Source organism: Pseudomonas sp. CFBP 13710, from assembly GCF_014842235.1.
In the GTDB taxonomy this organism is placed as follows: Bacteria; Pseudomonadota; Gammaproteobacteria; order Pseudomonadales; family Pseudomonadaceae; genus Aquipseudomonas; species Aquipseudomonas baltica.
Map to the genome: position 1 here is coordinate 181,621 of NZ_JACYVJ010000005.1, position 23,969 is coordinate 205,589.

Genomic DNA, 23,969 nt, shown 5'->3' on the forward strand with positions numbered 1-23,969 from the left:
CGGGCCTGCGGGCCCGGCGTCGCGGCAGGAAGTCGCACGCCGCCTGAATCGGGCGTGCCATCAAGAACAGGAAGTGGGGGATTGGCTTGAAGTGCACCTCTTTTGCAACGCATATTTCGGTGGCCGTTCTGGCACTGGGCATCACACCGCTCTACAGCCTGCCGGCACATGCCGCAGACACCCTCGAACCCGGGCTCAAGGTCATCAGCCCCAGCCGACTGGAAACCCGTCCCGAGCAGACCGCTCGGCCGCATCCACGCAATGTCGCCAGGCCTGCGATTGCGTCCGCTGCAACGGCGGCGGGGGCCAGGCTCGACGATTCCGATCTGGCCGCGCCGGCCTCCGGCACCCAGTTGGGCCTGGTCCAGGCCGTCCGCCTGGCGGTGGAATGGCATCCGAGCATCGGCGAGGCGATCGGCACCCTGTACCAGCAGGGTGAAGGCATCAACGTGGCGCGTGCCGGCTACTATCCACGCATCACCGGCGGGCTGCGTGGTGGTCTCGACAGTTCCTACGGTGGCAATGGCACCAGCCAGGCGGTGAACATCTCGCTCAAGCAGATGCTCTACGACTTCGGCAAGGTCGACAGTGCGGTCGACGTTGCCAAGGCCCGCGTCGCGCGCAGTCAGGCCCAAGTACTGCTGAGCATCGATCAGGTGGCGCGCGACACCTCCCAGGCCTACATCGAGGTGCAGCGCTATCAACGCCTGCTGCAGGTCGCTCGCGAGCAGATCAAGGGCATCGCCGGCATTGCCGAGCTGGCACGTCAGCGCAGCGACATGGGCGCCGCCACGCGTTCGGACGTGGTCCAGGCCAGGTCCCGAGAAGACGGCGCGCGTGCCACCCTGCTGCAGTATCAGGCGCTGTACAACCGCTGGCGAGCCAACCTCATCAACCTGGTAGGACGCGCCGCGCCGTTCGACGTCAACGACGATTTTCCGCCGTCGCTGCTGGCCTCCTGCAACGCTGCAGAACCGGACATGAACGCCTTGCCCGGCATCCTGGTAGCCAACGCGCAACGGGTCGAGGCCCAGGCGGCCATTCGCCAGGCCCGTGCCGATGGGCTGCCGACGCTGTCGGTCGACCCCACTCTGAACCACTACCTGGACAGCAACTACAACAGCAACAATTCCAATATCGACCGTACCCAGGCAGGCATCTTCATCAACCTCGACGTGCCGTTCTACCAGGGCGGTGCCACCACCGCGCGTACCGCCGCAGCCACCTATGCCCTGACTGCCGCCGACTCGGCCGAAGATGCCGCCCGCCTGCAGGCCCGTCAGGGCTTGTTCGAAGCGCAGGCGCAAACCGCCAGCCTGGACCGCCGGCTCGGCTCGCTGCAGTCGCGCCAGGGCAGCATTTCCGAAGCCCGCGAGCTGTACGGCCAGCAATACCTGGAGTTGGGCACGCGGCCACTGCTCGACCTGCTCAACGCCGAGCAGGAGATCCACCAGTCGCGCTTCGACCTGGCCAATACCGAAGCTGACCTGCGCCGCCTGCAGGTGGACTGCCTGTACAGCACTGGTGCCCTGCGCAGTGCCTACCGGATCGATCAAAGCACCATCCAAGGCGTGGAGATACTGCCATGAACGATGCCGTGAACCTGCCCCTGGACGCGGAATCGGTACAACCCGCGCAAACCTTCTCGCGCCAGGACTACCAGGTCTGGCTCGACGCGATCCTCGGTGTGGCGCGTCACTACCGCCTGGAGTGCTCGGCGGAAAACGTGCGTATCGCATCGCTGCGTGCCGACGATTCCAGCGTCGAGGACGTCCTGCGGCAGATGGCCCGACAGGCCGGCCTGACGATCAAGTTCGCCCGCTACGACCCCACCACCCTGACCCAGTGGCGCACGCCGCTGGTGGTGCAGCTCAAGGACGGCCAGGTCGGCATCATCCAGGTGCTCGGCGACGACGAGCAGATCGGCATCGCCTACAGCGGTGACCAAGGGCTGCAGAGCAGCATCGACCGCCAGACCCTGCTCGACAACGCCCTGCGCACGGTGATCCTGCGTCCGGCCCGGCCGGTCAGCGACGTGCGCACCAACGACTACATCAAGCCCTACGACGAGCATTGGTTCCGCAAGATCGTGCTGCGCGACCTCAGGCCTTACGGGCACGTCATGCTGGCCTCGCTGGTGGCCAACATCCTTGGTCTGGGCGGGGTGTTGTTCTCCATGCAGGTATACGACCGGGTGATCCCGGCCGAATCGCTGCCCACCCTGTACGTGCTGTTCGGCGGCGTGCTGCTGGCGATCACCTTCGACTTCATCATGCGCATCATGCGCATGAAGATCACCGACCTGCTGGGCAAGCGCGCCGACCTGCGTGTCAGCGACCTGGTCTTCGGCCACGCGATGCGCCTGCGCAACTCGGCGCGGCCCAAGTCCACCGGTTCGTTCATCTCGCAGCTGCGCGAACTCGAATCGCTGCGTGACCTGATCACCTCCAGCACTGCCACGGCACTGGCCGACCTGCCGTTCTTCCTGATCTTCCTGGTGGTGTTCTACCTGATCGGCGGGCCGCTGGTGCTGATTCCGCTGTGCGCCCTGGTGGCCATGGTGGTGCCGGGGCTGATGGCCCAGCGCAAGCTGGCGCGGCTGGCCAACGAATCCATGCGCGAGTCAGCATTGCGCAACGCCATGCTGGTAGAAACCGTGCAGGGCATGGACGACATCAAGAGCCTGCAGGCCGAGCAGCGCTTCCAGCAGCAATGGAACCACTACAACGCCGTGGCGGCAGACAGCAGCCTGCGCCTGCGCACCTTGACCAACGGCCTGGTGGCCTGGACGCAGAACGTGCAGAGCGCGGTGTTCGCCATCGTCATCGTGTTCGGCGCGCCCATGGTGATCGCCGGCGACCTCACCACCGGTAGCCTGGTGGCCGCCTCGATTCTGGCCTCGCGGATGATGGCGCCGGTGTCGCAGCTGACCCATGTGCTGACCCGCTGGCAGCAGGCCAAGGTTGCCCTCGAAGGCCTCAACCGCTTGATGCTGCTGCCGGTCGATCACCCCGAAGGCGCCCAGCGCGTGCACCTGCCGGTGATCGGCGGGCGCTACGAGCTCAAGCGCGCCAGCTTCAAGTACAGCGAGGAGTCGCGCACTCCGGCACTGACCGTCAACGAGTTGAGCATCGCGCCGGGCGAGCGCATCGCCGTGCTTGGCCGCAACGGTGCCGGCAAGTCGACCTTGCTCCAGGCCCTGGCCGGTGGCGTGGACCTGAGCGGCGGCAGCATCAGCCTCGACGGCGTTGCCCTGGGCCATATCGACCCTGCCGACGTGCGCCGCGACATCGGCCTGCTCACGCAGAACTCGCGGCTGTTCCACGGCAGCCTGCGCGAGAACCTGATCATGGGTGCCGGGCAGGCATCGGACCAGGAGATCATCGCTGCACTGGAAATCACCGGCGCGCTGGATTTCGTGCGCCAGTGCCCGACCGGCATGGATCACTTGATTCTCGAAGGCGGCCTCGGCCTGTCGGGTGGTCAGCGCCAATCGCTGCTGCTGTCGCGTCTGCTGATCCGCCAGCCGCACATCCTGCTGCTCGACGAGCCCACCGCGTCGCTGGACGAAACCACCGAACGCCGGCTGATCCAGAACCTGGCGACCTGGGGCCAGGGCCGCACGATCATCGTTGCCACCCATCGCACCAGCGTGCTGGCCCTGGTCGACCGGATCATCGTGGTCGACAACGGTCAGGTGGTGATCGACGACACCAAGGAAAACGCCATCGCCAGACTGTCGCGTCCCAAGGGCGCGGCTCAATGAAGGAGGGCAGGGCAATGGATACAGGCAAGTCTTTCAAGGTGCTGGGCTCCGGTGAATTCAAGCGCATCCCGCTGCTCAGCGAAGACGGTGCGCCGGGCCAGTCGTATTACCAGGACGGTGTCGACGACTCCACCGTGGTGCGCGCGACCCGCGTGGTGTGGGTCGCGGTGGCGATGCTGCTGGCGTTCTTCGTCTGGGCATTCTTCTTCGAGGTCGTGGAAGTCTCCACCGGCACCGGCAAAGTCATTCCCAGCTCGCGGGAACAGCTGATCCAGTCGCTCGAAGGTGGCATCGTGGCCGAGATGAACGTGACCGAAGGGGCGATCGTCGAACGCGGTCAGGTGCTGGCCCAGCTGGACCCGACCAAGACCGAATCCAACTTCGGCGAGAGCGCGGCGAAATACCGCGCGACCTTGGCCAGTGTCGCCCGCCTGCAGGCCGAAGTGGGCCTCAAGCCCCTGAAATTCCCGGCCGAGCTCGACGCCTACCCGGCTCTGCTCAAGGCCGAAACCGAACTGTACAACGTTCGCCGGCGTGGCCTGGATGACTCGTTGGCCGGCATCAACGAATCCCTGCGGCTGGTGCGCAGCGAATTGCAGATCACCGAAAACCTGGCCAGAACCGGCGCGGCCAGCCGGGTGGAAGTACTGCGGCTGAATCGGCAGCGCTCTGAGCTCGAGCTCAAGCTCACCGAAGCCCGTTCCGATTACATGGTGCGGGCCCGCGAGGAGCTGGCCAAGGCCAATGCCGATGTGGAAACCCTGACCGCGGTGCTCAAGGGCCGCTCCGATTCGGTGTCGCGCCTGACCCTGCGCTCGCCCGTGCGTGGCATCGTCAAGGACATCGAAGTCACCACCATCGGCGGCGTGGTGCCGCCCAATGGCCAATTGATGCAGATCGTGCCGCTGGACGAGCGCTTGCTGATCGAAGCGAGAATTTCACCCCGCGATATCGCTTTCATTCATCCCGATCAGCAAGCCAAGGTAAAGATCACCGCCTATGACTATTCGATCTACGGCGGGCTCGACGGCCGGGTGGTGACCATCTCGCCCGATACCATCCAGGATGAAGTGAAACCCGAGGTGTTCTATTACCGAGTGTTCATCCGCACCGATTCCGACTCGCTGGAGAACAAGGCCGGGAAGAAGTTTGCCATCGTCCCCGGCATGATCGCCACGGTCGACATCACCACAGGCCACAAGACAGTGCTGGATTATTTGATAAAGCCGCTGAACAGGGCCAAGGAAGCCCTGCGCGAACGCTAGGAAGAGCAGGGGGGCTCGGCAGCCTGGCCCCCCGGCGATTTCCAGCTCGGGCAATACGCCGAACGCACCACCTGGGCCAGGCAATAGCCGCGGTTGCGTACCGAGCGGATCAGCCGTTCACCGCCGCTGCACTGGCCAAACTTGCTTTGCAGGCGGCTCAGGGACATTTCCAGACCGTTGTACTGGCTGGGGTTCTTGCCCAGTCCGGCGATAAGCGCTTCCTTGCTGACCACCCGCTCGCTGCTGAAGGCGAGCAGGCTCAGCAGCGAGCACTCGGTGCGCGTCAAGGCCACGCTGATGCCATTCTGGGTCAGGGTTCGGTCGATGTCGTTGAACCACCAGCGGCCGTGTGCGAGCTGCGCATCATCCGCTGTTTGATGGGCCGTATAGAGCTGCGTATAGACGGAAGAATATTTGTTGCCAAGGTCCGTAGGCATGGGGTCGTTCCTTCAAAACGTGGTGCTGGATCCAATTTCTCTATCAATTCAAGGCTAGTACGCTTTGAAAAAATCGCCAATGGCCATCGGTCAGTCGAAAAACGCTTTTCAGCGAAAGGCGATGGGCGGGGGCGAGATGCAGCCGCGAATCAGGCGGTAGCCGGTGCCGCGTACGCTCTGGATGACATGGGTGCCGAAGGCTCGGCGAATGCTGCTGCGCAGGCGACTGACGAATTTCTCCACCACCCGCACGTCGTAGGTGCGCATATTAAGCCCCAGCAGTTGCGCCAGATCGTCGAAGCTCAGCTGGTGATGAGGGGCGTAGAGCAGCGCCAGGACCACCTGAACCTGCACAAAGGTCAGGTCCAGGCGTCGCGTCGCGTCTTCCAGGCACAGACGTACGGGATCCAGCACCGGTGGGGCCAGATTCCAGTAGTCGGGGTTCTGGAACAGCGCGAGATAGAATGCTTCGCGCTCCTGCTCCGGGCCCGGCAATCGCAGCACGTGGTCGGCCCCTGCGTGTTGGTAGGCTTGGCGAATGGCGGGGTCGGCGCCGGTCAGGGCGACCAGCACCGACGCCCAGCTGTTGCCTCGACGGATGTCGTCGACCCAGCGGACGCCCTGTTGTCGTTCGCCACGGGCAGGCTCGACGAGAATGGCCTTGTGCCGGCTCTTTTCGTAGTCGAATGTCGGCTGCAAGTCCGGCTGCAGGCCCTCGACGGGCAGGGAAAGGTGGTGAAGGCAGCGCTCGAGCGAGTCGCTCCGTGAGGTATCGCTGCAAAGCATGAGAAGACGCGGTTCAAGCGGGTGAAACAGTGCAGCCAAAACATCCATGTGTATCATTCCTGCTGTTCGCCGAGCCGACGAACAAGGCGCAGCATCGAGCTGCCTGGATCCAAGTCACTACACTGTGTACTGGCGCTACGCTATCGGCAAGCGACTTGTTCGCAACGCTTCCTGCAGGTGGCTTGTCACCCGCCCGCTGCGTTGCGTATTTTGTGTACATCGCCGAGTACGGCATTGAGCGTCAAGGGCAGAGAAATGAGTAGCGAAGGACTGCGTACGGTCGCCGAGCGTTTGAGCGGTGTCGATGAAATCGAATGCTTCACACCTGATCTCAATGGCGTACCGCGAGGCAAGGTCATGACGGCAGAAGGGTTCCTGGAGGGTCGTCGTCTGCAACTGGCCAGCGGCGTGCTGCTGCAATGCATCATGGGCGGTTATCCGCCCAGCCGCTACTACGGCGCCGACGACGGCGACGTCGCACTGGTGGCCGACCTGACTCGGTTGCAGCGCCTGCCCTGGAGCGAGCCGCCCCGTGCCTGGGTGGTCTGCGATGCCGAGGAGTTGACCGGCGGGTCATCCCCGCTGTCGACCCGCGGTCTGCTCAAGACAGTGGTTGCACGCTATGCGCGCCTGGGCTTGGCCCCGGTGGTAGCGACCGAGCTGGAATTCTTCGTCTTCGCCGCCAATCCCGACCCGTTACTGCCGTTCCAGGCGCCGATCGGGCTGGATGGCCGACGCGAGGATGGCAGCAGTGCGTTCAGCGTGGGGTCCAACAATGGCTTGCGGCCGTTTTTCAACGAGGTCTATCGCAGCATGGCAGCGCTGGGGCTGCCGCGCGACACGGTGATGCACGAAATGGGCGTCAGCCAGTTCGAGATCAACCTGCTGCATGGTGATCCGCTGCTGCTCGCCGACCAAACCTTCCTGTTCAAGCACTTGCTCAAGGAAGTCGGGCTCAAGCATGGGCTGAGCGTGGTGTGCATGGCCAAGCCGCTGGCGCGGGTGGCTGGCAGCTCGATGCACATCCATCAGAGCGTGGTGGCGCTGGACAGTGGCCTCAACGTGTTCAACGATGCCCATGACCAGCCCACCGACACCTTCCGTCATTTCATCGGCGGGCAACAGGCGGCCATGGCCGATTTCACGGCGCTGCTGGCGCCCAACGTGAATTCCTACCAGCGCCTGTGTCAGCCCTATGCGTCGCCCAACAATGCCTGCTGGTCCCATGACAACCGCGCCGCCGGGCTGCGCATACCGGCCAGCCCTGCCTGCGCCCGCAGGGTCGAGAACCGTCTGCCCGGCGCCGATGCCAATCCCTACCTGGCCATCGCCGCCAGCCTCGCCGCCGGCCTGCACGGCATCGAGCACCGGCTCGAGCCCTCGCAGCCCATGCAGGGCGACCTTGCCGTGCCCGAAGAATTGTCGTTGCCATGTACCTTGCATGCGGCCCTGGAGCGTCTCAAGCGCAGCCCATTGGCCAGGGAACTGTTCGGCAATGTGTTCATCGAAGGCTACATTGCGACCAAGACCCTGGAGCTGGCGAGTTTCTTCGACGAAATCACTCCTTGGGAACGCCGGGTGCTGGCGGCCCAGGCTTGATCCTGCAACAGCTTGTATGCAGGTGACGATTTTCCCCGCCGCGCTCAGCCGAGGTGGCGGAAAAGGGCGTTGCCTGTGAACCGATCGTTCCGACACCCTTTACCGCGGACCTGCAATGCGCCAAATCTGGAAAAACTTTCGAGCCCTGTACTTCGCCTCACTGATGATGCTGATCGGCTCTGGCTTGTTGAGTACCTACCTGGCCCTGCGCCTGTCGGCCGAGCAGGTCGACAGCCTGTGGGTGGGTGCGCTGATGGCCGCCAACTATTTCGGCCTGGCCCTGGGCGGCAAGATCGGCCACAGGTTGATCGCCCGCGTGGGCCATATCCGTGCCTATGCCACCTGCGCCGGTATCGTCGGCGCCGCCGTGCTGGGCCATGGCCTGGTGAACTACCTGCCAGCCTGGCTGTTCCTGCGGGTCATCGTCGGTCTGGGCATGATGTGCCAGTACATGGTGATCGAAAGCTGGCTCAACGAGCAGGCCGACAGCAAGCAGCGCGGAGCGGTGTTCAGCGGCTACATGATCGCTTCCTACCTGGGCCTGGTCCTGGGCCAGCTGATTTTGGTGGTGCATCCGCAACTGGGGCTGGAACTGCTCATGCTGGTCGCGCTGTGCTTCGCCCTGTGCCTGGTGCCGGTGGCCCTGACGCGGCGCATTCACCCTGCGCCCATGCACCCGGCGCCCATGGAGCCACGCTTCTTCATCAGTCGTGTGCCGCAGTCACTGAGCACCGTGCTGGGCTCAGGCCTGATCGTCGGCTCGTTCTACGGTCTGGCGCCACTGTATGCCTCGGCGCAGGGCTTGAGCACCGAGCAGGTCGGCTTGTTCATGGGTTCGTGCATTTTCGCCGGGTTGCTGGTGCAGTGGCCGTTGGGCTGGCTGTCGGACCGTTACGACCGTGCGCTGCTGATCCGCTGCGTGGCAGTCGGTATCGCCATTGCCGCGCTGCCGCTGGCGCTGATTCCGGCCGTGCCGCTGGAGGTGCTGTTCGCCGCCGGCTTCCTGGTGTCGCTGCTGCAGTTCTCGCTGTACCCGTTGGCCGTGGCGTTTTCCAACGACCATGTGGAGGCCGATCGGCGTGTTTCGCTGACCGCCATGCTGTTGGTGACCTACGGTGTCGGCGCCTGTATCGGGCCGTTGGTGGCAGGGGTGCTGATGAAGCAGTTCGGCAGCCAGATGCTGTATGCCTTTTTCAGCCTTTTCGCCGTGGTGCTGGTATGGCGGATCAGGCCGAAGGCAGTGACCAACCTGCACGTCGTGGACGACGCACCGTTGCATCACGTGGCCATGCCGGCCGCCAACTCGCCGTTGGCCGCAGCGTTGGACCCGCGGGTGGATGAGCACATGGTGCAGGAACAGATGCAGAACACCGAACCTGCCGAAGAAGAGCCGGTCAAGGCTGGCTAGGGTGCCGCCGGGCCGCACTCGAGGCGCGGCCCGGGTTTAGAAATCGTCCCGGTCGAAGCGCTGTGCGTCGCGTTGCAACTGATGCACGAAGCGCTCGAGCTGCCGCTGTATCAGCCCCGGGATATTGTGGAAGCGCACGCCCACGAAAGTGGTGTCGATGCGCTCCTCGAAATGCAGATGGCGCAGCTCGACCGCCGTATTCATGGCGCCGAAGGGAAGGCCGGCGCTGAAGCGCTCGTAGATCTGCCCCAGTTGCAACCGCTCGGCGATGTCGCCCTCGAAGCGCAGCTTGCAGCCATGGGCCGAGATGTCCAGCAGCTTGCCCACCAGGGTGCTCTTCAGCCGACTGCCAGCGATTTCCACGTCGACCAGTTGCGACAACTTGAGTGCGGCACGAAAGGCATTGCGGCGCTGGTGGTAGACCACCTGGCCAGGCAGCGCGCCGACATAGCAGCGGCTGCCCTGCTTCTGGGTGATGGTCCAGTTGCCATGGCTTTCCCAGGCAACGCGTACGCCGTCATGAAAGCCTTCGACCTTGAACCCTTCACCTGCTTCCAGGTATTTCTCGCCTTCGCGGGGAATCATTTCATCAAGGACTATGCGCAGGTTGTCCCGGTCCACTTCCACCAGAAAGCTCTGGCAGCGCAGGGTGCGCTCGTGAAAAGTGATGATCAGGGGGTCGTGGCTTTCCTGGAGCATGCGCAGGTTGGCGGCGACTTCCAGGGGTGTGGCAAGCACCTTGGGCGGTTGCGGTGCGTCTTCCACGTTCGATGCGTTTGACACGTTCTGGTCTACTCCGGGGAACACACAGGTCAGGCCTGGCTGAGGGCGCGGTAGGTGGCCATTCGCGCAGTCGAGCCACGGCTGTTGTAGAGCGACGGTGGCTCGGCGCCAGTAAGTATGCGGATCTGGTTGGCGGTCGCCACCTGCTGGCGCACGATGCCTTGGCCCACCTGTGCATTGATGGCCTGGCACTGTGCGAGCAACTGACTCAACGCATCGCCCCGGGCCAGCAACGCATCGCCCAGGTGCGACTGGCGCGCCAGCGCCTGCAGCCCGTCGCGATCGGCGGACAGGCCGAGCTGCATGAGCAGGTGGCTGCGTCGGCGTCCGTTCTGCTCGAGCAACACGATCAACGACTGCTTCTGCGCCAGAATCGTTTCCAGAAGCTCCATGTCGCGGCTTTGCAACGCCAGCGACTCGTCGCGCAGCAGCTCGAGCAGCTGCCCTGCGTACGGGAGGTCTTCTTCAATCAGCTGCAACAGCGTTTGATCGTGCATGGTGAGCCCTGGCGTTGACACGTCCAGAAGCCCCTGCGCCTAGACTGGGCTAGCGCTGGGCTTCGAAATTGAGCATTTTGCTGGCAACGCGCTCGCTGTCGACTTTATAGCTGCCCTCGGCGATAGCCTGCTTGAGCTCGGCGACGCGGGCGCTGTTGACAGTGGGCTGATCGCTCAGCTTGTCGGTGATTTTCTGCATTTGCTGGGCCTGATCGCTCAAGGTGACCGGTTCCCCGCTCTTCACGGCGGGCGTGCTTGGCACGGCCGTGTCGGCGGCCACTTCCTTGGCAGCGCTGGTACGCGAGGTACCCTGCACTGACGGCGAGTTGCCCACTCGGTTGAAGTCGATAACCATTGTTCTGAACCTCTGGGTATTTGGACGCTTGCCTTGTTTTCGGCCAAACCCCGATTAACTTTAGGCGCTGTTTCGCAAATGCCCGATGCCGCGGCTACGGGCCCGTGTAGGCCCCTAGTGTAGGAAAACTCCAGTTCGCCGGCCAGCTTTTACATTGCCACTTCCACTTGCCCAGGCCCGGTGACGCGCGCCTTGACCACTCGTTTGGAGTTCAGGTTGCGCACACGTATCTGCTCGCTCATGCCCCCCTGGGCCAGCGCTTCGCCCGGCATGCGGACCGCCAGGGTGCCGCTGCGGGCAATGATCACCACTTGATCACCCTTGAGCACCAGCGCCTGTTGCTCGAGGAATACCGGCGTCAGCACCTGGTCGATCACCGTCGGTCGGATCAGCTTCATGCCCACGGCCTCGTCCATCGAAACCAGGAAGCCTTGACCCATGGCGCCAACGTCGCGTTCGCGCAACGCCACGTCGGCCTCCGTCAACACGCTGTCGCGCTTCAACGGCCGAGTGGTGGTCACCACCTCGCGAAACAGCCGGACCTGCGCCGGAACGAATACCGTCCACGGCGCAGCGCCTTCGCAGCGCACTCGCACGGTCACCCGCCCCATGGGCTGCGCCGGGCTTTCCAGGCTGGCCGACAGTTGCCGGTCGCAACCGGGCATGCGCAGACGCGGGTCGAGATTGTTCACTTCGATCTCGTAGCGGCCCTGGATTTGCGAGGTCGCCAGATAATCTTCAACAGTGAACTCAAGAAAACCCTGGGTGACACCGATAAGCTGTTCGGGCAATGTGACATTGTCGGCGCGCGCCGCACTGCCGAGCACCGCGCCACCCACCGTGGCAACGGCCCAGAATAAATACGCGGCGATGTGTCGAGAAACTGTCGTTTTTGCGTTCATGCAGTGCTAATAGCAAGGCCCGTGCCGATATCGAGCGGGTCGCAAGAGGAGTTTGGGCATGGCGGGTGTAATGGATTCGGTGAACCAGCGCACGCAGCTGGTTGGGCAGAATCGCCTGGAGCTGTTGTTGTTTCGCCTCAATGGCAAGCAGCTCTACGGGATCAACGTCTTCAAGGTCAGGGAGGTGCTGCAATGCCCCAAACTGACGGTATTGCCGAAGTCCAACCCGGTGGTTCGCGGCGTGGCCAACATCCGTGGCGCGACCATCCCGATCCTCGATCTGGACATGGCCACGGGTGCTGCGGGCCTTGTGGCATCGACCGATACCTTCGTCATCATCACCGAGTACAACACCAAGATTCAGGGCTTTCTGGTGCATTCGGTGGAACGCATCGTCAACATGAACTGGGAAGAGATCCATCCACCACCCCGGGGTACCGGCCGCGATCACTACCTGACGGCCGTCACCCGCGTGGATAACCAGTTGGTGGAGATCATCGACGTCGAGAAAATCCTCGCCGAAGTAGCGCCGACCTCCGAAGCGATCTCGGTTGGCGTGGTCGACGAGGAGACGCACAGCAAGGCCGTTTCCCTGCGCGTGTTGACCGTCGACGATTCATCGGTGGCACGCAAGCAGGTGACCCGTTGCCTGCAGACCGTGGGGGTAGAAGTGGTGGCCTTGAACGACGGCCGTCAGGCGCTGGAGTATCTGCGCAAGATGGTCGACGAGGGCAAGCGTCCGGAGGAGGAATTCCTCATGCTGATCTCCGACATCGAGATGCCGGAGATGGACGGCTACACGCTGACCGCCGAGATCCGCAGCGACCCACGCATGCAGAAGCTGCACATCATTCTGCATACGTCGTTGTCAGGGGTGTTCAACCAGGCCATGGTCAAGAAGGTCGGCGCCGACGATTTCCTTGCCAAGTTCCGCCCCGACGACCTGGCGGCACGGGTCGTCGATCGCATCAAGGCAGCAGTATGAATGCCGGGCGCCAGCGCCCGGCCTACCGAACCAGCAAGAGGCGGCACCGTGTCTACGGGTAATTTGGATTTTGATCAGTTCCGGGTCTTCCTGGAAAAAGCCTGTGGCATTCTCTTGGGCGAGAACAAGCAGTACCTCGTTGCCAGCCGCCTGAACAAGCTGATGGAGCAGCAGGGCATCAAGTCTCTGGGCGAACTGGTGCAGCGTATCCAGACCCAGCCGCGCAGCGGTCTGCGCGAGCAGGTGGTGGACGCCATGACCACCAACGAAACCCTGTGGTTTCGCGACACCTATCCCTTCGAAGTGATGAAGAACAAGGTTTTGCCCGAAAGCATCAAGGCCAACCCCGGCGCACGCCTGCGTATCTGGTCGGCGGCGTGCTCGTCCGGCCAGGAACCCTATTCGCTGTCGATGACCATCGACGAGTTTGAGCGCAGCAACCTGGGACAGCTGAAATCGGGCGTGCAGATCGTTGCCACCGACCTGTCCGGCAGCATGCTGACCAACTGCAAGAGTGGTGAGTACGACAGCCTGGCGATCGGCCGCGGCCTCTCCCAGGAGCGGCTGCAGCGCTATTTTGATCCCAAGACGCCAGGGCGCTGGGCGGTCAAGGCGCCCATCCGCAGTCGCGTCGAGTTTCGTGCGTTCAACCTGCTCGACAGCTATGCGGCGTTGGGCAAGTTCGACATCGTGTTCTGCCGCAACGTGCTGATCTACTTTTCCGCACAGGTCAAGAAAGACATCCTCACCCGTATTCATGGCACCCTCAAGCCGGGCGGCTACCTGTTCCTGGGTGCGTCCGAAGCCTTGAACGGCTTGCCCGAGCTGTATCAGATGGTGCAGTGCAGCCCCGGCATCATCTACCAGGCCAAGTGATCTTGCGCCTGGCGCGCCTCCTTCACCCAGGCGTGCGACCAAGGCGCAAGGGCGGCAATTTTTCTGGCGCCAGCGTTGCCGCTTTTCCCCTCCAGCGGAAATTTCTTGCCGCTTTTCTGGCATCACCCAACGCCTGATAGGCCCGCAACCCGCATGGGACGGGCTTTTTGAGACTTGGCACACTGATTGCTATCTATCCTGCACGAACCATCTGGTCTGCCGCATAGGTACCAACATGAGCATCAGTTTCGACAAAGCGCTGGGCATTCACGAGCAGGCCTTGGGCTTTCGCGCCAAGCGCGCCGAAGTGCTGGCCAACAACATCGCCAACGCCGACACGCCCAACTACAAAGCTCGGGACCTGGACTTCGCCTCGGTGCTGGCAGCGCAGAACGAGCAGAACGGCAAAGGTGCCTTCGGCCTGCAGACCACCAGCAGCAAGCACATCGCCGCCCAGGGCTTCAGCTCGGGCGACGAGACCTTGCAGTACCGCATTTCCACGCAGCCTTCGCTGGACCAGAACACCGTCGATGCGCAGATCGAGCAGTCGAACTACGCCGAGAACTCGGTCAACTTCCAGGCCAGTTTCACCCTGCTCAACAGCAAGTTCAAAGGGCTGGTATCGGCCCTTCGCGGAGATTAAGCCATGTCCCTTGCCAGCGTCTTCAACATTGCCGGTAGCGGCATGAGTGCGCAGACCACGCGCCTGAACACCGTGGCGAGCAACATCGCCAACGCCGAAACCGTGTCGTCCAGCATCGACCAGACCTACCGCGCACGGCATCCGGTGTTCGCCACCATGCTTCAGGGCCAGCAGGCCGGCGACAGCGGTTCGCTGTTCCAGGACCAGGATTCGGCGGGGCAGGGTGTGCAGGTCACCGGCGTGGTCGAGGACCAGAGCGATCTGGAAGCGCGCTACGAGCCCAATCACCCGGCGGCGAACAAGGATGGCTACGTCTACTACCCGAACGTCAACGTGGTCGAGGAAATGGCCGACATGATCTCGGCCAGTCGTTCCTTCCAGACCAACGCCGAACTGATGAATACCGCAAAGACCATGATGCAGAAGGTGCTGACCCTGGGTCAGTGATAGAGGCGAGCGCAGATGACGACTACCAGCATTAACAATGGCGTGAGCGCCTCGGTCCTGGACTCATTGCAGAAGACCACCAGCAGCACCGACAGCTCGACCGGCACCGCCGGCAGTGCGTTGGGCAAGGACGCGTTCCTGCAGCTGCTGGTGACCCAGATGCAGAACCAGAACCCCCTCGATCCCCAGGACAATGGCGAGTTCGTCGCTCAGCTGGCGCAGTTCAGCAGCCTGGAAAGCATGCAGAGCCTGAATGCGTCGGTGGGCACCATCGTCAACAACTACCAATCGTCCCAGGCGCTGCAGGCCTCGTCGCTGGTCGGCCGCTCGGTCATCGCCCAGACCGATACCGCCGTGGTCGACCCCACCAAGGGCCTCACCGGCTCGGTGGCGCTGACCTCGTCGAGCAGCAACACCACGGTCGGCGTCTACGACGCCAAAGGTGACCTGGTGCGCAATATCGATCTGGGTAGCCAGTCCGCCGGCAACGCCGCCTTCACCTGGGATGGCAAGGACAGCAACGGCGCGGTTGCCGCTGCCGGCACCTACACCTTCAAGGCTGCAGCCACCGTCGACGGTACCGCCACGGCCATGAGCACCTACCTTCCAGCCACGGTGAACAGCGTCACCATGGGCACCAACGGCGGTGAATTGACCCTCAACCTCGCTGGACTGGGTAGCGTTGCGCTGTCGAAAGTCCAAACCATCGGAATTTGAGCCGCTTCGTCCGGCGCAGGAGTACAGCATGACTTTCAATATCGGCCTCAGCGGTCTTTCGGCAGCTAACAAGGCGCTCAACGTCACCGGCAACAACATTGCCAACGTCGCGACCACCGGCTTCAAATCCTCGCGCGCGGAATTCGCCGACCAGTACGCCGCGTCCATTCGCGCCACGGCCGGCAAGACCAGCGTGGGCAGCGGTGTGACCACCGCTGCCGTGTCGCAGCAGTTCACCCAGGGCAACATCGCCTCGACCGGGCAGAGCCTCGACCTGGCGATCAACGGCAACGGCTTCTTCGTGCTCAACGATGGTGGCCAGAAGCTCTACACCCGTGCCGGTGCCTTCTACAGCGACAAGGACGGCAACGTCGTCGACGTGAGCGGCAACAACCTGCAGGGCTACAACGCCCAGGACGGCGTAGTGCAGACGGGCGTCTTGACCAACCTGAAAATCGACTCCGCGAACCTGCAGCCCAAGGCGACCTCGAAAATCGCCGAAACGGTCAATCTCAACTCCAGCGCGCCGCAGGCGACCATTACCCCGTTCGACCCGGGCAACGTCAAAAGCTACAACTACACCTTCAACACCGATGTGTACGACAGCCTGGGCAACGCCCACCAGATGAACCAGTACTTCGTCAAGGATGCCACGGCCAACAGCTGGACCATGCACACCACCATCGACGGTCGCAATCCGTCCGATCCGACGGCCACCACGCCGTTGGTCAATACCTTGAGCTTCAAGTCCGACGGCAGCCTCATCGTGCCCGCTCAGGGTAACGTGCCTGGTGGCCTGGGCATCAACGCCGACAAGAGCTTCAACCTCGCCGGCTGGGTGCCTTCCACCCGTGGCGCCGATGGAACCTGGACACCCAACGGCGCGACGGCCAATGCCGGTGGCGTGGCGTTGGACATGCTGGCGACCACGCAATACAACTCGGCATCGGCCACCTCGGCCAAGACCCAGGACGGCTACGCCACGGGTGAGCTGACCGGTCTGTCGGTGGACGGCACGGGCAACATGTTCGCCAACTTCACCAACGGCCAGAACAAGGTCATCGGTCAGGTGGCCATGGCCAGCTTCGCCAACATGCAAGGCCTGGCGCCCAATGGCGGCACCAACTGGAAGGAGTCGTTCGCTTCCGGTACCGCCGTGATCGGTACGCCCGATACCGGTGTCATGGGCAACCTGCAGTCCCAGGCGCTGGAAGACTCCAACGTCGACCTGACGGCCGAGCTGGTGAACCTGATCAAGGCGCAAAGCAACTACCAGGCGAACGCCAAGACCATTTCCACCGAAAGCACCGTGATGCAGACCATCATCCAGATGACCTGATGAGGGCAGGGCAGTGATCCGGTGTCTGTGTGCAGCCCTGGCCATCGCCGCAACCTGCGCGATGGCCGTGGCGGCGCCCGCGCCCTGGTACACCTACCAGAGCCTGGCGAGCGGCCGCTACCTGTGCAGTCAGGTCGACCCTGGCCCGCATTACCGTCGCTTCGCCGGGCCGTTCAGCAACGCCGGCTGCCGTCGTTGAACACGGCGCCGTCGAGCCTCGCCCTGATGTCGCGACGTAAATCCATTCTCCCGTTGCCGCTAGCGGCAATCCGGCGCCGACTTTTCGGCGTCAAGCTTTCAGTCCGCTTCGGCCGCACCGCTGCAACCCCCGTCCTAGAGGGGCTGTAGCCGTATTGGCAAAGTTGGCCCGCATATTGCTCTACCTCTCTCAGTACAGCAGTAGACGGCATTCGCCCGTCGAGGGAGACAACTGTGGACAAGATGCTCTATGTGGCAATGACCGGTGCCAGCCAGAACGCGCTGGCGCAGAAGGCGCATGCCAACAACCTGGCCAACATTTCCACCACCGGCTTCAAGCGTGACCTCGAACAGGCGCGTTCCATGCCGGTGTTCGGCGACACCTTTCCTTCGCGGGCCTATGCCCTGACCGAGCGTCCGGCCACCGATTTCAGTGGCGGCGCGCTGCAGGAAACCGGCCGGGATCTGGACGTCGCGGTAGGTGGCAACGGCTTCATCGCCGTACAGACACCCGACGGCGGCGAAGCCTACGTCCGCACCGCCAGCATGAACGTCGACGCGCTCGGTGTGCTGCGCGCCGGCAATGGTTTGCCGGTCATGGGCAACGGCGGCCCGATCGCCGTGCCGCCCGACGAGAAAATCGAAATCGGCATGGACGGCACCATCAGTATTCGTGGTCTGGGGCAGGCCCCCAACGTCATGGCCCAGGTCGACCGCATCAAGCTGGTCAATCCGGACGTGAAAACCCTGACCAAGGGCCTGGACGGTCTGATCCACACCTCCAGCGGCCAACCGGCACCTGCCGACGCTGCGGTCCGCGTCGAGTCCGGCTTCCTGGAAGCGAGCAACGTCAATGCGGTCGAGGAAATGACCTCCGTGCTGGCGCTCTCCAAGCAGTTCGAACTGCACATCAAGATGATGAGCACCGCCAAAGAAGGCGACGAGGCCATGGCCCGGGTCTTGCAAATCTAATTCCAGCGTAGCGATCGCGCCGTAAACCAGGCGCTCCAGGAGAAGACACATGCTTCCAGCACTATGGGTCAGCAAGACCGGCCTCCAGGCTCAGGACACCAACCTGACCACGATTTCCAACAACCTGGCGAACGTGTCGACCACGGGTTTCAAGCGCGATCGCGCCGAATTCCAGGACCTGCTCTACCAGATCAAACGTCAGCCCGGTGCCCAGTCGACCCAGGACAGCGAACTGCCGTCGGGCCTGCAGGTCGGTACCGGTGTGCGCATTGTCGGCACCCAGAAGAACTTCACCGCCGGCAGCCTGCAGACCACCGACCAGCCGCTCGACATGGCCATCAACGGTCGCGGCTTCTTTCAGGTGATGCAGCCTGACGGCACCGTTTCCTACACGCGTGACGGTACCTTCCACCTGAACTCCGACGGCCAGATCGTCACCGCCCAGGGCCTGGCGCTGGAACCTGCGATCGTCGTTCCCAACGAAGCGCAGACTTTCACCGTAGGCACCGACGGCACCGTGTCCATCACTACCGCCGGCAACGCCGCTTCGCAGGTGATCGGCAACCTGCAGACCGCCGACTTCATCAACCCGGCCGGCCTGCAGGCCATCGGTGGCAACCTGTTCCTGGAAACCGCCTCCAGCGGCGCGCCGCAGGTGGCAACGCCCGGCCTGAACGGCGCCGGTACGGTACTGCAGAACACTCTGGAAAACTCCAACGTGAGCACTGTGGAAGAGTTGGTCAACATGATCACCACCCAGCGTGCCTACGAGATGAACTCCAAGGTCATCTCCACTGCCGACCAGATGCTGCAGAACCTGACCCAGAACCTGTAATTCGGGTCCATCCGTAATCCCCAAGCTACCTGGGCGCCACGTGCGCCGGCTACACCGTGAGGTCTGTGTCATGCGTCGTGTCTCGATTGTTCTTGCCCTGAGTGGAATGGCCTTGCTGACCGGTTGCGTCGCGCCGCCGGCCAAGCCCAACGACCCGTACTACGCCCCGGTGCTGCCGCGCACTCCGATGCCTGCCGCCGCCAACAACGGCTCGATCTACCAGGCCGGCTTCGAGCAGAACCTGTACAGCGACCGCAAGGCGTTCCGCGTGGGCGATATCATCACCATCACCCTCAACGAGCGGACCAGTGCCAGCAAGAGCGCCAACTCCAAGGTCGGCAAGGACAGCAACAACAGCCTGGGCCTGACCTCGCTGTTCGGAGCGGGTGTGAACACCAACAACCCGCTGGGCAGTGGCGACCTGAGCCTCAATGCAGGCTACAGCGGCACTCGCGCCACCAACGGCACCGCGGCGGCAGCGCAGAACAACAGCCTGACCGGTTCGGTCACGGTCACGGTGGCCGACGTGCTGCCCAACGGCATCATCTCGGTTCGCGGCGAGAAGTGGATGACGCTCAACACCGGCGAAGAGCTGGTGCGCATTTCCGGTCTGGTCCGCGCCGATGACATCGCCACCGACAACACCGTGTCCTCGACGCGGGTAGCCGATGCGCGCATCACCTATTCGGGCACCGGTTCGTTTGCCGAGGCCAGTCAGCCGGGTTGGTTCGACCGGTTCTTTGCCAGTCCACTGTTTCCTTTCTGAGTGCGCCCGTCCATGCTCAACTTCAAACACCTGATCGCCGCTGCCCTGCTGTTGTCCGCCGCGTTCGGCGTTCAGGCCGAGCGCCTCAAGGACATCGCCAGCATTTCCGGCGTGCGCACCAACCAGCTGATCGGCTATGGCCTGGTCGTGGGCCTCAATGGCACCGGCGACCAGACCACGCAGACGCCATTCACCCTGCAGACCTTCAACAACATGCTCTCCCAGTTCGGCATCAAGGTGCCGCCGGGCTCGGGCAACGTGCAGCTCAAGAACGTCGCCGCCGTGTCGATCCATGCCGACCTGCCGGCGTTCGCCAAGCCGGGACAGGTGGTCGATATCACCGTGTCGTCCATCGGCAACTCGAAAAGCCTGCGCGGTGGCAGCCTGTTGATGACCCCGCTCAAGGGTATCGATGGCAACGTCTATGCCATCGCCCAAGGCAACCTGGTCGTCGGTGGTTTTGACGCCGAAGGCCGCGACGGGTCGAAAATCACCGTCAATGTGCCGTCGGCAGGACGGATTCCTGGCGGTGCCAGCGTCGAGCGTGCCGTGCCCAGTGGCTTCAATCAGGGCAACAGCCTGACGCTGAACCTCAACCGCTCGGACTTCACGACCGCCAAGCACATCGTCGACAAGATCAACGAGCTTCTTGGCCCGGGAGTTGCACAGGCTATTGACGGGGGCTCGGTGCGCGTCACTGCTCCGGTCGACCCCAGCCAGCGCGTGGACTACCTGTCGATCCTCGAGAACCTCGATGTCGACGTAGGGCAGGCGGTGGCCAAGGTGATCATCAATTCGCGCACCGGCACCATCGTGATTGGCCAGAACGTCAAGGTATCGCCTGCGGCAGTGACCCACGGCAGCCTGACGGTGACCATTACCGAAGACCCGATCGTCAGCCAGCCAGGGCCTTTGTCCGGTGGCGAAACGGCGGTGGTGCCACGTTCGCGGGTCAGCGCCCAGCAGGAAGCCAAACCGATGTTCAAGTTTGGCCCTGGCACCACGCTCGACGAGATCGTCCGCGCGGTCAACCAGGTGGGGGCAGCGCCCGGTGACTTGATGGCCATTCTCGAAGCCCTGAAACAGGCCGGCGCATTGCAGGCCGACCTGATCGTGATTTGAGGTAACAGCTGATGGAAATGCCGAATGGTGGAGTATCGGGAACACGGGATTCGGGGGCTTACACAGACCTCAATCGCCTGAGCTCGTTGAAAGTCGGGGATCGCGACAGCGAGGCCAACCTGCGCAAGGTGGCCCAGGAATTCGAGTCGCTGTTCCTCGGTGAAATGCTCAAGTCCATGCGTTCGGCAAATGACGTGTTGGCCAAGGACAACCCGCTGAACACCGAAACCACCAAGCAGTACCAGTCGATGTACGACCAGCAGCTGTCCGTGACCCTCTCCAAGGAAGGTGGCGGTATCGGCCTGCAGGACGTGCTCATGCGCCAGTTGTCCAAGACCAAGGGCGTGGCCCGTGCCGGCGCGAACCCGTTCGCCCATGCCGACAACAGCTTGAACAAGCCGCTGGGTGCCACTCGCGACGCCTCGGCCGATGCCAAGGCCGCCGGCAGCGTTGGTCACAACGACATGGCCTTGCTCAACCAGCGTCGGCTGTCGTTGCCCAGCAAGCTTGCCGACCGTCTGGTGGCCGGCATCGTGCCGTCGGCGGCCACCGAAGCAGGGGCAGCCAGCGGCAGCAAGAACCTCATCAACGTTGCGGCCGATGCACCGCTCAACAGCCTGGCCAAGACCGTGCGCAGTGGCGCTGCGGTCGAGGGCAGCAGCCTGGCGAAGAGCGTCGCCCAGCCGCCCCTGGCCCCGGCCAAGCGCGCGTTCGCCTCGTCCGACGAGTTCATCGCGACCATGCTGCCGATGGCCGAAAAAGCCGCTGCTCGCATCGGTGTCGACCCCAAGGTGCTGGTCGCCCAGGCGGCGCTGGAAACCGGCTGGGGCAAATCGATCATGCGCGCCGACGACGGCAGCAGCAGCCACAACCTGTTCGGCATCAAGGCCACCGGCAACTGGAAAGGCGAGAACGCCCGCGCGATCACCAGCGAATTCCGCGACGGCCAGATGGTCAAGGAAACCGCCGATTTCCGCTCATACACCTCGTACGAAGACAGCTTCCACGACCTGGTCAGCCTGTTACAGAACAACGATCGCTACCAGGGCGTGGTCAAGTCCGCGGACAACCCCGAACAATTCGTCAAGGAACTGCAGAAGGCCGGCTACGCCACCGACCCGAACTACGCCAGCAAGATCTCTTCCATCGCCAAGCAGATGCAAGGCTATGAGAACTACGCTCGCAGCAGCACCAGCGCTACCACGAATCTATAAGGTTTGAACCCATGTCGAATCTGATCTCCATTGGGCTGTCCGGTCTGGCGTCCAGCCAGGCATCCCTGGCGACCACCGGTAACAACATCGCCAACGTCGCGACTGCGGGCTATTCCCGGCAGTCGGTGGTGAACACTGCCAGTGGCTTGCAGAACATCGGCGTGGGCTATCTGGGCACCGGCACCACGATCTCCGACGTGCGCCGTATCTACAGCAGCTATATGGATACCCAACTGCAGACCAGCACTGCGTTGAGCAACGACGCGAGCGCGTACAGCACCCAGATCAACAGCATCGACAAACTGCTGTCCGATGGCAGCACGGGTATCAGCGCCGTGCTCAGCAGCTTCTTTTCCGCCGTGCAGACCGCAGCGGCGAACCCGAGCGATACCTCGTCGCGGCAACTGCTGCTGACCCAGGCGCAAACCCTGAGCAATCGCTTCAATTCGATTTCGTCGCAGTTCAGCCAGCAGAACGACAGCATCAATGCGTCGTTGACCACCCTGACCGGCCAGGTCAACAAGCTGAGTGGCAACATCGCCGAACTCAACCGGCAGATCACCGAGATGTCGGGCACCGGTTCCACGCCCAACAGCCTGCTCGATGCGCGCAACGAAAACGTTCGCCAGCTCAACGAGCTGGTCGGTGTGAGCGTGCAGCAGCGTGACGGCAACTACGACGTCTACCTGGGCTCGGGGCAGTCGCTGGTGACCGGCAGCTCGGCCAATTCGCTGGTGGCCACACCCGGTGTGGCCGACAAGAGCCAGTATGGCCTGACCATCCAGTATCAGGGCTACAGCACCGACGTGACTTCGGTCACCACCGGCGGCGAGATCGGCGGCCTGCTGCGCTTTCGCAGCGATGCGCTGAACCCGGCAATCAACGAGCTGGGGCGCACCGCCATTGTCGTGAGCGACACCTTGAACGGCCAGTTGGGCAAGGGTATCGACCTCAACGGTGACTTCGGTTCGTCGGTATTCGCCAGCATCAACAGCGCCACCGCCACGGCCAACCGCAGCCTGGCGGCGTCCACCAACAGCGCAGGTTCGGGCAACCTGAGCGTTACCGTTGCCGACTCCAGCAAGTTGAGCATCTACGACTACAACGTCAAGTTCAGCAGCACCACCGCCTACAGCGTGACCCGTTCGGACGGCACGTCGATGGGCAGCTTCGACCTGGGCAGCAATCCTGCACCCGTGATCGACGGTGTCACCCTGGGCCTGAACGGCAAGGTTGCCAGCGGCGACAGTTTCGTCGTCACACCGACGCGCAGCGGCGCGAGCGCTATCACCACCACACTCACCGATTCGAACAAGCTGGCTTTTGCCGCGCCGCTCACCGGCACGGCGACCGTTGGCAACTCGGGCACCGGCACCTTCACCCAGCCGGTGCTGGGCAGCAAGCTGGACATCTACAGTGGCACGGCCCTGAGCCAGTTGCAGAGCGGCATCGAAACCTCGTCGCCGGTCAAGCTGGTGTTCGGCAAGACCACCGACGGTGCGCAGAGCTACAGTCTGTTCAACGCATCAGGCACCAGTATCGGCAGCGGTACCATCGTGCCTGGCCAGAGCAACAACCTGAGCCTGACCGTGCCGGTGGTGGGTGCCGACGGCAAGCCCGTCAACGGCGCCGACGGCAAGCAGTTGACCTTCAGTTTCGACACCACCGTGGGCGGCACGCCTGCAGTCAACGACAGCTACACCGTGTCGTTCAACGCCGATGGCAAGTCCGACAACCGCAATGCCACGCAATTGCTGGCGTTGCAGACCAAGGCCACGGTTGGCGCCACGGCGGGCAACCCCGGCATGAGCTTCACCAGTGCCTACGCATCGCTCGTGGAGCGGGTTGGCGCCAAGGCCAGCCAGGCCACCGTCGACACCAAGGCCACCGGTGCGGTGCTGACCCAGGCCAAGACCAACCGCGACTCGGTATCGGGTGTCAATCTGGACGACGAAGCCGCCTCCCTGGTGAAGTTCCAGCAGTACTACACGGCGTCCTCGCAGATCATCAAGGCTGCGCAGGAAACATTCAGCGTCCTGATCAACGCCCTCTAAGGA

The 23,969-nt window shown here is 63.2% G+C and carries 24 protein-coding genes and 1 pseudogene; 19 read left to right on the forward strand and 6 right to left on the reverse strand.

What is annotated here, in order from left to right; translation table 11 throughout:
* The first annotated feature begins 119 nt into the window (after positions 1 to 119).
* Genes IFT44_RS13850 through IFT44_RS13860 form a run of 3 tightly spaced genes read left to right on the forward strand, consistent with a single transcriptional unit; the run spans position 120 to position 5,031 of the window.
* Positions 120 to 1,589, forward strand: coding sequence for a TolC family outer membrane protein (locus IFT44_RS13850; protein WP_240998694.1), 1,470 nt, complete (start codon positions 120 to 122; stop codon positions 1,587 to 1,589).
* Positions 1,586 to 3,766 carry a type I secretion system permease/ATPase gene (locus IFT44_RS13855; RefSeq protein WP_192176067.1) on the forward strand — a complete coding sequence of 727 codons (2,181 nt, stop codon included), beginning with the start codon at positions 1,586 to 1,588 and terminating at the stop codon, positions 3,764 to 3,766. The genes IFT44_RS13850 and IFT44_RS13855 overlap by 4 nt, the downstream gene beginning before the upstream one ends.
* Before the next feature lie 14 nt (positions 3,767 to 3,780).
* Positions 3,781 to 5,031 (forward strand): HlyD family type I secretion periplasmic adaptor subunit, encoded by a 1,251-nt coding sequence (locus IFT44_RS13860; RefSeq protein WP_122713729.1) that lies wholly within the window; start codon positions 3,781 to 3,783, stop codon positions 5,029 to 5,031.
* On the opposite strand, the gene IFT44_RS13865 is transcribed toward IFT44_RS13860, so the two are convergent.
* Positions 5,028 to 5,468, reverse strand: coding sequence for a winged helix-turn-helix domain-containing protein (locus tag IFT44_RS13865; protein WP_185794495.1), 441 nt, complete (start codon positions 5,466 to 5,468; stop codon positions 5,028 to 5,030). The two genes, IFT44_RS13860 and IFT44_RS13865, sit on opposite strands and share 4 nt — an antisense overlap.
* 108 nt (positions 5,469 to 5,576) lie before the next feature.
* Entirely contained in the window at positions 5,577 to 6,302 is a 726-nt protein-coding gene (locus IFT44_RS13870; protein WP_163007416.1) for a helix-turn-helix domain-containing protein, read from the reverse strand.
* A 309-nt stretch (positions 6,303 to 6,611) separates the two neighbouring features.
* On the opposite strand from IFT44_RS13870, the gene IFT44_RS13875 reads away from it, so the two are divergent.
* Both IFT44_RS13875 and IFT44_RS13880 read left to right on the forward strand, forming a co-directional pair.
* Positions 6,612 to 7,853, forward strand: coding sequence for a glutamine synthetase family protein (locus IFT44_RS13875; protein WP_192176108.1), 1,242 nt, complete (start codon positions 6,612 to 6,614; stop codon positions 7,851 to 7,853).
* Positions 7,854 to 7,968: 115 nt separating this feature from the next.
* On the forward strand, positions 7,969 to 9,261 hold the full coding sequence (locus tag IFT44_RS13880; protein ID WP_192176068.1) for an MFS transporter: 1,293 nt from the start codon (positions 7,969 to 7,971) through the stop codon (positions 9,259 to 9,261).
* Positions 9,262 to 9,297: 36 nt separating this feature from the next.
* Here the strand turns inward: IFT44_RS13880 and IFT44_RS13885 are convergent, their stop codons facing one another.
* The 4 genes from IFT44_RS13885 to flgA all read right to left on the reverse strand — a co-directional run bounded on the left by IFT44_RS13885 (position 9,298) and on the right by flgA (position 11,798).
* On the reverse strand, positions 9,298 to 10,044 hold the full coding sequence (locus IFT44_RS13885) for a flagellar brake protein (protein ID WP_192176069.1): 747 nt from the start codon (positions 10,042 to 10,044) through the stop codon (positions 9,298 to 9,300).
* 29 nt (positions 10,045 to 10,073) lie between these two features.
* The gene (locus IFT44_RS13890; protein WP_122475954.1) at positions 10,074 to 10,541 is read right to left on the reverse strand and encodes a flagella synthesis protein FlgN; all 468 of its coding nucleotides are present in this window, start codon (positions 10,539 to 10,541) and stop codon (positions 10,074 to 10,076) included.
* Between the two features lie 49 nt (positions 10,542 to 10,590).
* Positions 10,591 to 10,896: a flagellar biosynthesis anti-sigma factor FlgM gene (flgM, locus tag IFT44_RS13895; RefSeq protein WP_122713722.1), complete on the reverse strand. Its 306-nt coding sequence runs from the start codon at positions 10,894 to 10,896 to the stop codon at positions 10,591 to 10,593.
* A 149-nt stretch (positions 10,897 to 11,045) separates the two neighbouring features.
* Entirely contained in the window at positions 11,046 to 11,798 is a 753-nt protein-coding gene (gene flgA, locus IFT44_RS13900; RefSeq protein WP_122475951.1) for a flagellar basal body P-ring formation chaperone FlgA, read from the reverse strand.
* Positions 11,799 to 11,856: 58 nt separating this feature from the next.
* Between flgA and IFT44_RS13905 the strand changes: the two genes are divergently transcribed.
* From IFT44_RS13905 to flgK, 14 genes and pseudogenes are all read left to right on the forward strand, one after another.
* Positions 11,857 to 12,783, forward strand: a complete 927-nt coding sequence (locus tag IFT44_RS13905; RefSeq protein WP_122475949.1) for a chemotaxis protein CheV — start codon at positions 11,857 to 11,859, stop codon at positions 12,781 to 12,783.
* 48 nt (positions 12,784 to 12,831) lie between these two features.
* Complete coding sequence (cheR, locus tag IFT44_RS13910; RefSeq protein WP_192176070.1) at positions 12,832 to 13,659, forward strand: protein-glutamate O-methyltransferase CheR; 828 nt, start codon at positions 12,832 to 12,834, stop codon at positions 13,657 to 13,659.
* Positions 13,660 to 13,894: 235 nt separating this feature from the next.
* Positions 13,895 to 14,302, forward strand: coding sequence for a flagellar basal body rod protein FlgB (gene flgB, locus IFT44_RS13915; RefSeq protein ID WP_122475947.1), 408 nt, complete (start codon positions 13,895 to 13,897; stop codon positions 14,300 to 14,302).
* 3 nt (positions 14,303 to 14,305) lie between these two features.
* Positions 14,306 to 14,749, forward strand: a complete 444-nt coding sequence (flgC, locus tag IFT44_RS13920) for a flagellar basal body rod protein FlgC (RefSeq protein WP_122713719.1) — start codon at positions 14,306 to 14,308, stop codon at positions 14,747 to 14,749.
* 15 nt (positions 14,750 to 14,764) lie between these two features.
* A complete protein-coding gene (flgD, locus tag IFT44_RS13925; RefSeq protein WP_122475944.1) occupies positions 14,765 to 15,466 on the forward strand; it encodes a flagellar hook assembly protein FlgD in 702 nt (233 codons plus the stop codon).
* A 28-nt stretch (positions 15,467 to 15,494) separates the two neighbouring features.
* A complete protein-coding gene (flgE, locus tag IFT44_RS13930; RefSeq protein ID WP_192137936.1) occupies positions 15,495 to 16,805 on the forward strand; it encodes a flagellar hook protein FlgE in 1,311 nt (436 codons plus the stop codon).
* 13 nt (positions 16,806 to 16,818) lie between these two features.
* Positions 16,819 to 17,004 (forward strand): hypothetical protein, encoded by a 186-nt coding sequence (locus IFT44_RS13935; protein ID WP_122475940.1) that lies wholly within the window; start codon positions 16,819 to 16,821, stop codon positions 17,002 to 17,004.
* Between the two features lie 233 nt (positions 17,005 to 17,237).
* On the forward strand, positions 17,238 to 17,975 hold the full coding sequence (locus IFT44_RS13940) for a flagellar basal body rod protein FlgF (RefSeq protein WP_122475939.1): 738 nt from the start codon (positions 17,238 to 17,240) through the stop codon (positions 17,973 to 17,975).
* A gap of 49 nt (positions 17,976 to 18,024) precedes the next feature.
* Positions 18,025 to 18,810, forward strand: a complete 786-nt coding sequence (flgG, locus tag IFT44_RS13945; protein ID WP_043186004.1) for a flagellar basal-body rod protein FlgG — start codon at positions 18,025 to 18,027, stop codon at positions 18,808 to 18,810.
* Between the two features lie 70 nt (positions 18,811 to 18,880).
* A complete protein-coding gene (flgH, locus tag IFT44_RS13950; protein ID WP_043186005.1) occupies positions 18,881 to 19,576 on the forward strand; it encodes a flagellar basal body L-ring protein FlgH in 696 nt (231 codons plus the stop codon).
* Positions 19,577 to 19,588: 12 nt separating this feature from the next.
* Positions 19,589 to 20,698 (forward strand): flagellar basal body P-ring protein FlgI, encoded by a 1,110-nt coding sequence (locus IFT44_RS13955; protein ID WP_122475937.1) that lies wholly within the window; start codon positions 19,589 to 19,591, stop codon positions 20,696 to 20,698.
* Between the two features lie 11 nt (positions 20,699 to 20,709).
* A pseudogene (locus IFT44_RS21370) lies at positions 20,710 to 21,240 on the forward strand (rod-binding protein); the annotation flags it as partial.
* Positions 21,232 to 21,912: a flagellar assembly peptidoglycan hydrolase FlgJ gene (flgJ, locus tag IFT44_RS21375; RefSeq protein WP_446730956.1), complete on the forward strand. Its 681-nt coding sequence runs from the start codon at positions 21,232 to 21,234 to the stop codon at positions 21,910 to 21,912. The pseudogene IFT44_RS21370 and the gene flgJ, both read left to right, overlap by 9 nt.
* 11 nt (positions 21,913 to 21,923) lie before the next feature.
* A complete protein-coding gene (gene flgK, locus IFT44_RS13965) occupies positions 21,924 to 23,966 on the forward strand; it encodes a flagellar hook-associated protein FlgK (RefSeq protein WP_122475934.1) in 2,043 nt (680 codons plus the stop codon).
* Positions 23,967 to 23,969 lie beyond the last annotated feature (3 nt).

What these genes read in the sequence shown, in the direction of transcription:
- IFT44_RS13855 (WP_192176067.1), top strand. Translation starts at nt 1,586, where the DNA reads ATGAACGATGCCGTGAACCTGCCCCTGGACGCGGAATCGGTACAACCC.
- IFT44_RS13860 (WP_122713729.1), top strand. Translation starts at nt 3,781, where the DNA reads ATGGATACAGGCAAGTCTTTCAAGGTGCTGGGCTCCGGTGAATTCAAG.
- IFT44_RS13865 (WP_185794495.1), bottom strand. Translation starts at nt 5,468, where the DNA reads ATGCCTACGGACCTTGGCAACAAATATTCTTCCGTCTATACGCAGCTC.
- IFT44_RS13870 (WP_163007416.1), bottom strand. Translation starts at nt 6,302, where the DNA reads ATGGATGTTTTGGCTGCACTGTTTCACCCGCTTGAACCGCGTCTTCTC.
- IFT44_RS13875 (WP_192176108.1), top strand. Translation starts at nt 6,612, where the DNA reads ATGACGGCAGAAGGGTTCCTGGAGGGTCGTCGTCTGCAACTGGCCAGC.
- IFT44_RS13880 (WP_192176068.1), top strand. Translation starts at nt 7,969, where the DNA reads ATGCGCCAAATCTGGAAAAACTTTCGAGCCCTGTACTTCGCCTCACTG.
- IFT44_RS13890 (WP_122475954.1), bottom strand. Translation starts at nt 10,541, where the DNA reads ATGCACGATCAAACGCTGTTGCAGCTGATTGAAGAAGACCTCCCGTAC.
- flgM (WP_122713722.1), bottom strand. Translation starts at nt 10,896, where the DNA reads ATGGTTATCGACTTCAACCGAGTGGGCAACTCGCCGTCAGTGCAGGGT.
- flgA (WP_122475951.1), bottom strand. Translation starts at nt 11,798, where the DNA reads ATGAACGCAAAAACGACAGTTTCTCGACACATCGCCGCGTATTTATTC.
- IFT44_RS13905 (WP_122475949.1), top strand. Translation starts at nt 11,857, where the DNA reads ATGGCGGGTGTAATGGATTCGGTGAACCAGCGCACGCAGCTGGTTGGG.
- flgB (WP_122475947.1), top strand. Translation starts at nt 13,895, where the DNA reads ATGAGCATCAGTTTCGACAAAGCGCTGGGCATTCACGAGCAGGCCTTG.
- flgC (WP_122713719.1), top strand. Translation starts at nt 14,306, where the DNA reads ATGTCCCTTGCCAGCGTCTTCAACATTGCCGGTAGCGGCATGAGTGCG.
- flgD (WP_122475944.1), top strand. Translation starts at nt 14,765, where the DNA reads ATGACGACTACCAGCATTAACAATGGCGTGAGCGCCTCGGTCCTGGAC.
- flgE (WP_192137936.1), top strand. Translation starts at nt 15,495, where the DNA reads ATGACTTTCAATATCGGCCTCAGCGGTCTTTCGGCAGCTAACAAGGCG.
- flgG (WP_043186004.1), top strand. Translation starts at nt 18,025, where the DNA reads ATGCTTCCAGCACTATGGGTCAGCAAGACCGGCCTCCAGGCTCAGGAC.
- flgH (WP_043186005.1), top strand. Translation starts at nt 18,881, where the DNA reads ATGCGTCGTGTCTCGATTGTTCTTGCCCTGAGTGGAATGGCCTTGCTG.
- IFT44_RS13955 (WP_122475937.1), top strand. Translation starts at nt 19,589, where the DNA reads ATGCTCAACTTCAAACACCTGATCGCCGCTGCCCTGCTGTTGTCCGCC.
- flgK (WP_122475934.1), top strand. Translation starts at nt 21,924, where the DNA reads ATGTCGAATCTGATCTCCATTGGGCTGTCCGGTCTGGCGTCCAGCCAG.